Origin of the sequence: Caldimonas sp. (genome assembly GCF_046289365.1) — a bacterium.
Taxonomy (GTDB): domain Bacteria; phylum Pseudomonadota; class Gammaproteobacteria; order Burkholderiales; family Burkholderiaceae_C; genus Caldimonas.
Map to the genome: position 1 here is coordinate 1 of NZ_JBKBVU010000174.1, position 6,518 is coordinate 6,518.

General features: G+C 68.8%; 6 protein-coding genes. All 6 read left to right on the top strand.

Annotated elements, in window-relative coordinates; all coding sequences use genetic code 11:
• The first annotated feature begins 70 nt into the window (after nt 1-70).
• Complete coding sequence (locus ACK42S_RS14335; RefSeq protein WP_409708889.1) at nt 71-802, top strand: alanyl-tRNA editing protein; 732 nt, start codon at nt 71-73, stop codon at nt 800-802.
• A gap of 95 nt (nt 803-897) precedes the next feature.
• Nucleotides 898-2,034 carry an acyltransferase family protein gene (locus tag ACK42S_RS14340; RefSeq protein WP_409708893.1) on the top strand — a complete coding sequence of 379 codons (1,137 nt, stop codon included), beginning with the start codon at nt 898-900 and terminating at the stop codon, nt 2,032-2,034.
• A 117-nt stretch (nt 2,035-2,151) separates the two neighbouring features.
• The gene (locus ACK42S_RS14345) at nt 2,152-3,906 is read left to right on the top strand and encodes an AMP-binding protein (RefSeq protein ID WP_409708896.1); all 1,755 of its coding nucleotides are present in this window, start codon (nt 2,152-2,154) and stop codon (nt 3,904-3,906) included.
• Between the two features lie 5 nt (nt 3,907-3,911).
• Nucleotides 3,912-4,844 carry a bile acid:sodium symporter gene (locus ACK42S_RS14350; protein WP_409708899.1) on the top strand — a complete coding sequence of 311 codons (933 nt, stop codon included), beginning with the start codon at nt 3,912-3,914 and terminating at the stop codon, nt 4,842-4,844.
• 96 nt (nt 4,845-4,940) lie between these two features.
• On the top strand, nt 4,941-5,450 hold the full coding sequence (locus ACK42S_RS14355) for a GNAT family N-acetyltransferase (RefSeq protein ID WP_409708902.1): 510 nt from the start codon (nt 4,941-4,943) through the stop codon (nt 5,448-5,450).
• Between the two features lie 25 nt (nt 5,451-5,475).
• On the top strand, nt 5,476-6,282 hold the full coding sequence (locus ACK42S_RS14360) for an HpcH/HpaI aldolase family protein (protein ID WP_409708905.1): 807 nt from the start codon (nt 5,476-5,478) through the stop codon (nt 6,280-6,282).
• Nucleotides 6,283-6,518 lie beyond the last annotated feature (236 nt).

Genomic DNA, 6,518 nt, shown 5'->3' on the forward strand with positions numbered 1-6,518 from the left:
GCCGAGCCGAGCATCCCGCTCGGCCCGGTGACCCTGTCGGCCTGGACTGGGGATGCATGAGGAGACGGGCATGACCGAAGACCTCTTCCGCGAAGACAGCCATCTGCGCGAATGCAGCGCCACCGTGCGCGCTCTCACCGAACAGGGCGTGCTGCTCGACCGCACCGTCTTCTACCCGCTGGGCGGCGGCCAGGCGGGCGACCGCGGCGAACTGCGATGGGGGGATGGCCTGGTGCTGCGCATCGCCGACACCCGCAAGGGCCTTGAGCCCGGCGAGATCGTGCATGTGCCCGCGCCCGGCCAGGAGGCCGTGCTGGCGCGGCTGGCGCCCGGGCAAGCGGTGAGCGCCGTCATCGACTGGGAGCGCCGCCACCGCCACATGCGCTTGCACACAGCCACCCACCTGCTGTGTGCCCTCATCCCGCACCCGGTGGACGGCTGCTCCATCACCGCCGACTACGCACGGCTCGACTTCCACATGACCGAGCCGCTGGACAAGGACGAGATCAACGCCGGCCTGGCCCGCCTGGTGGCCGAAGACCATGCGGTCAGCCACCACTGGATCACCGACGAGGAACTCGATGCCAACCCCCAGCTCGTGCGCAGCATGAGCGTGCAGCCCCCGCGAGGCACCGGCCGGGTGCGCGTGCTGAGAATCGATGGCGTGGACCTCCAGCCCTGCGGTGGCACCCATGTGGCGCGCACCGCCGAGATCGGCGCGGTCGTCGTCACCAAGATCGAGAAGAAGAGCGCCAAGACCCGCAGGGTCGTGCTCGGCTTGGCCGAGCCAGCCGCAGGCTGAGCGCGCAACCCCCTGATCGAGGGTCAACCGGCGGCCGGCATGGGCGTTGAGCCGTTCACGGACAGAGGCGCACCGCGCCGGCGCTCGGAGGGGCAGTGGACAACGCAAGGCAGACGGCCGACGGACCGCATCGGATCGCGGGCGCGACGCGACCGCGCTCGGCTCTGATCGATGTGGGCAAGGGCCTGGGCATCTTGCTGGTGGTGCTGGGCCACAACCCCTGGTTTGGCGACCATCTGCCATGGCTGGACGAACTCATCGGCACCTTCCGCCTGCCGCTGTTCTTTTTCCTGGCGGGCGTGACGTTCCCCGCCGGCCGCGGTGTGGCCGAGACGGCCTGGCGGCGGGCGGATGCCCTGCTCAAGCCTTATGCCGTCGTGGTGATCGCTTACGCACTCACCCATGCCGCGCGGCCGGACATCACGGTCGAGTCCACGCTGCTGGCCTTGGTCTATGCCACCGGCTTCACCCTCGTGTGGGTGCCCCTGTGGTTCCTTCCCCATCTGTGGCTGGTCAGCGTGGGGGCGGCCGCCTACCTGCGGTGGCTGGACCCATGGCTGCGGTCGGCCGGGACGCGGGTGGCCGTCCTGGTGGCGATGGCGGCGGCCGGTGCGGCCGTGATCCACCGCTTCCACAACCCGGTGGACGATGTCGCCTGCATGCACCATGTCCACTTCAGTGCGGATCTGCTGGCTTGCGGCCTGCCCTTCAGTGCCGATGTGCTGCTGCTGTCGGGCTTCTTTTTCCTGACCGGCCACCACCTCAGGCAAGGGGTGTGGCGGCTGAAGCTCACACCCTGGCGGCTCGGCGCGGCCGCCGGGGTGTTCACTACCTTGTGGTTCGGCTTCCACCAGACCCTCAATTTCAACTTCCGCAGCTACGGGCATGGGCTGATCACCCCGGTGCAGGCGCTGGCGGCGATCTACCTCGTGCTGGCGCTGTGCCAGGGGCTGGCCCGCTGGGAGCCGCTGCGCCGGCTGCTCGCCCACGCCGGTCGCAGCAGCCTGTTCATCCTGATGTTCCACTCCCCTGTGCAGTCCAAGGTCCTGGGCTGGCTGCTGCGCTGGCACTTGCCTGGGGCCCTGTCCATGGTGCTGGCCTTCGTGGTGGCCGTGGGGACCAGCATCGCGCTGTGGGAACTCGTCCGCCGCCAGCCCATGCTGTCGCGCCTGCTGTTGCCTTCGCCCCACGCAAGCGCCCCTCCTTCCTGGCGAACCCGCACGCAGCCCTGATCCCGACCCCGCGCTGCGCTTGATCTGCGTCTAGGGAAAACCTGCGCGCGCTCGGTGCGTCAATCGCGCCAGACTACGTCGTCCGCGAGAACGGTTCGCGGAATTGGACGCCTGTGCATGAATTTCAACGACATGAATTCCGTTTCGACCACCGCGGCTCGCCCCTGGTTGGCCCAGTATGGTGACCACATCCCCCGCACCCTGCCGCCCCCCGCGCATCGGCACCTCGCGTCCCTGATCGACGCGGCCTGCCGGCGCTACCGCGACCAGCTGGCCTTCACCACCTGCATGCCCAACGGCATGCATGCCTCGCTCACCTACGCCCAGGTCGAGGCCCTGTCCGACCAGTTCGCGGTCTATCTGCGCGAGGTGCTGGGGCTGGCTGCGGGCGCGCGCGTGGCCCTGCAGACCCCCAACTGCCTGGCCTATCCGGTGGTGGCCTTCGGTGTGTTCAAGGCTGGCTGCGTGCTGGTAAACACCAACCCACTGTACACATCCAAGGAGATGGCCCACCAGTTCAAGGACTCGGGAGCCGAGGCGCTGGTCATCGTGGACATGTTCGCCGACAAGCTCGACGCCATCCTCGCGCAGACGAAGATCCGGCGCGTCATCGTCGCCGAGGTCTCGCAGTTCTTCGCGGCGGTCCCGCGCGGCGTGATCCGCCTGGTGCAAAAGTGGTGGAACCGCACGCTGCCGCCGATCACGGTGGACCACATCCGGCTGCCCCAGGCCCTGGCCGAGGGACGCGCCGCGCTGCAATCCAAGGGCCTGCGCGTGGCCGACTACACCCGCGAACAGGGCCCCGAGACCCTGGCGGCGCTGCAATACACCGGCGGCACCACCGGCGTGGCCAAAGGCGCGATGCTCACCCATGGCAACCTGCTGGCCAACCACGACCAGGCCTATGCCATGGGCCGAGCGCTCATCCATGAAGGCAAGGAGGTCGTGCTCACGGCCCTGCCGCTTTACCACATCTTCGCCTTCACCTTCAACCTGCTGTGCTTCTTTTCGGCCGGGGCCCGCAACGTGCTGTCGCCCAACCCCCGGCCCATCGGCAACCTGCAGCGCGCCTTCGACAACTACCCTATCACCTGGATGAGCGGCGTCAACACGCTCTACAACGCCTTGCTCAACGAGGAATGGTTCACCGCCTTTCCGCCGAAGCATCTGCGTGCAGGGGTGGCCGGCGGAGCGGCCTTGCAACATGCGGTGGCCGAGCGCTGGCGCCGTGTCACCGGCACCGTCATCGCCGAGGGCTATGGCCTGACCGAGACCTCGCCGGTGGTCGCTTTCAACCCGCTCACCGGCCAGCAAAAGCCAGACTCCATCGGCATTCCGGTGCCGGCCACCGACGTGCGCCTGGTCGATGACCAGGGCCGCGACGTGCCACCCGGTGCACCGGGCGAGCTGCTCGTGCGCGGCCCGCAGGTCATGCAGGGCTACTGGCAGCGCCCTGAGGAGACCGCCCAGGTGCTCAAGGACGGCTGGCTGCACACCGGCGACATCGCGGTGATGGACGAGCAGGGCTACTTCCGCATCGTCGATCGCAAGAAGGACATGATCCTGGTCAGCGGCTTCAACGTCTACCCTAACGAGGTGGAAGACGCCATCGCACAGATGGACGAGGTGCTCGAGGTGGCCGTGATCGGCGTGCCCGACGCCCGGACCGGCGAGGCCGTGCGCGCCTACATCGTGCCCCAGGCCGAGGGCCTGACCGAGGAGCAGGTGAGGGCGCACTGCAAGCGCCTGCTCACCGACTACAAGCGGCCCAAGGCCGTGGAGTTCCGCACCGAACTGCCCAAATCCCCCATCGGCAAGATCCTGCGCAAGGACTTGCGCGACGAATACCACCGTACCCGCCCGACGAGCTGACTTCCATGCTGACCGACCTCGAAACCCGCCTGCTGGGCCTGATGATGATGGTGATCATGCTCGGCATGGGCGCCTCGCTCACCTTCAAGGATTTCCGCATCGCCTTCCGCAAGCCTCAGGGCCTCCTGATCGGCCTGCTGTGCCAGTACGCCATCATGCCCTTCCTGGGCTATGCGATGAGCCTGGCCCTGGGGCTGCCGCCGGCGCTGGCCATCGGCCTCATCCTGATGGGTTGTATGCCCGGGGGCACCACCTCCAACATCTTTGCCTACTTCAGCAAGGGGGTGCTGGCACTGTCCATCATGATGACCATCTGCTCCACGCTGGTGGCCGTCGTGATGGTGCCGCTGCTGCTGCAGATCTACTCCAGCCTGGCGGGCCTGCCCTCTGAATACACCGTGCCGGCCGGCAACGTCGCCCAGGTGCTCGTGGTGCTGATCGTGCCCACGCTGATCGGCATCGCCCTGCGCAAGTGGAACCCCAACGTCGGCGCCACCATCGAGCTCATCGGTGGCCTGCTGGGCATCGTCGTGATCCTCTTCCTCATCGTCACCTGGGTGCCGCGCAATCACCAACTGCTCTTCACCACGCCCGGCGACGTCTACTTCGCGGCCATCGGCCTGGGCCTGATCGGCATGGCCCTGGGCTACGGCCTGTCGCGGCTGCTGCGCCAGGATGCGCGTCGCAGCCGCACCATTGCGCTGGAGACCGGCGTCCAGAATGGCCCGCTGGCCGTGCTGATCGTGCTGCTGACCTTCCGCGACGAACTGCAGCAGCAGGTACTCCTGATCCCGGTGCTGTATTCGCTGTTCATCGTGCTCACCTCCAGCGCGGTCACGGTCTGGTTCCGCCGCATCACCACACGCGAGGAGCTGGCCCGCGACCAGGCTAAGGCGCCCACCACCGTCCGCTCGGCGCCCGATGCGGTCAAGGCCTGAGCCTGGCGCCCGGCCGCCCCAACTCGCGGCCAGCATGCCGCTGCGCGCGGCACGTCCCTGGGGGTAGACTGCCGGGGTGCCCCGCCGCTGCCGACGATGACATCCCCCGAGATCCAGCTCCTCACGCCGGACACCCCCGAGTGGCTCGAGGCCACCCGGGGCCTCTTCCGTGAGTACGCCGACTCCCTCGGTATCGACCTGGCCTTCCAGGGCTTCGACGATGAGCTGGCGGCATTGCCCGGGGACTATGCCGAGCCTGCGGGCAAACTGCTGCTGGCCCTGCTCGATGGCGAACCCGCCGGCTGCGGCGCCTTCCGGCCCGCACCCGAGACCGACTATCCCAATGCCTGCGAGATGAAGCGGCTCTATGTGCGACGCGCCTTCCGGCGCTTCGGCCTGGGACGTGCCCTGGCCCAGGCCCTGATGGACGAGGCCCGTCGCGCCGGCTACTCGGTGATGCTGCTCGACACCCTGGACGACATGGAGGCCGCCCGGGGGCTGTACGCCACACTGGGCTTCGAGGAGATCCCGCCCTACTATTACAACCCCATCCCCGGGGCCCATTACCTGAAGGTCGATCTGGACGACCGCATCACCCGGTACTGAGGCGCCGGCCGCGCAGGAGGCCTGCATGAACCCCTTCCGCCATCTGCTCAAGGCTGCGGGCGCCCATCCGCCGGTGGGCACCTGGGTCGTCTCCTCCAATGCCCTGGCGGCCGAGGCGCTCGGCCACGCCGGCTTCGACTGGGCCGTGCTCGATCTCGAGCACACCACCACCGACCTGGGCGACCTGGTCCACCTGCTGCAGGCCGTGGGCAACACCCGCATGGTGAGCGTGGTGCGCGTGCCCTGGAACGAGCCGGTGATGGTCAAGCGCGTGCTCGACGCCGGCGCCACCACGGTGATGTTTCCCTTCGTGCAAGATGCCGACGAGGCCCGCCGCGCGGTGGCGGCCACCCGCTACCCGCCCGAGGGCGTGCGTGGCGTGATGGGCCTGAGCCGTGCCACCCGCTACGGCACCGCCCCTCAGGCCCTGCGCCACGCGAACCAGACCCTGGGCGTCATCGTCCAGCTCGAAACCCGCGAGGCCCTGGATGCGCTCGAACCCATCGCCCAGGTGCCCGGAGTCGATGCGATCTTCCTGGGGCCGGCCGACCTCTCGGCCAGCATGGGCCACCTCGGCGACCCGGCCCACCCGGAGGTGATGGCCTGCCTGGCCCGCGCGGTCGACCGCTGCAAGGCCCTGGGGCGACCCGTGGGCACCATGGGGGCCACGCCCGACCTGGTGGCCCAGTACCGTGCGATGGGCTTCGACTTCGTGGGCGTCGGCAGCGACCTCGGCCTGATGATGCGCGGGGCCCAGGCGGCGCTGTCGGCGCTGCGCACCCAGGACACCACCATCGTCCATTCGGTGACGGCCGGCACCCTGACGCGCTGAACGCCGTGTCGCGGTTACAGCGAGGTACGCGCTTAGGATGGCGCTCCCGCCTTTCTGCGGCCCGAGCATGCCCCTGAGCGAACCCGCCTTCCCGGAACTGCGCCTTCACGCCTGGCGCCTGGCCTTGCGCCCCGATCTCGGGGGCTGCGTGGCCGGGTTGTGGTGGCACGGGCGCCCGGGGGTTGGGAGGAACAAGCACGAGGGGCTGACCAAAGGACAACGGGCCACATCCCACC

What these genes read in the sequence shown, in the direction of transcription:
- ACK42S_RS14335 (WP_409708889.1), top strand. Translation starts at nt 71, where the DNA reads ATGACCGAAGACCTCTTCCGCGAAGACAGCCATCTGCGCGAATGCAGC.
- ACK42S_RS14345 (WP_409708896.1), top strand. Translation starts at nt 2,152, where the DNA reads ATGAATTTCAACGACATGAATTCCGTTTCGACCACCGCGGCTCGCCCC.
- ACK42S_RS14350 (WP_409708899.1), top strand. Translation starts at nt 3,912, where the DNA reads ATGCTGACCGACCTCGAAACCCGCCTGCTGGGCCTGATGATGATGGTG.
- ACK42S_RS14355 (WP_409708902.1), top strand. Translation starts at nt 4,941, where the DNA reads ATGACATCCCCCGAGATCCAGCTCCTCACGCCGGACACCCCCGAGTGG.
- ACK42S_RS14360 (WP_409708905.1), top strand. Translation starts at nt 5,476, where the DNA reads ATGAACCCCTTCCGCCATCTGCTCAAGGCTGCGGGCGCCCATCCGCCG.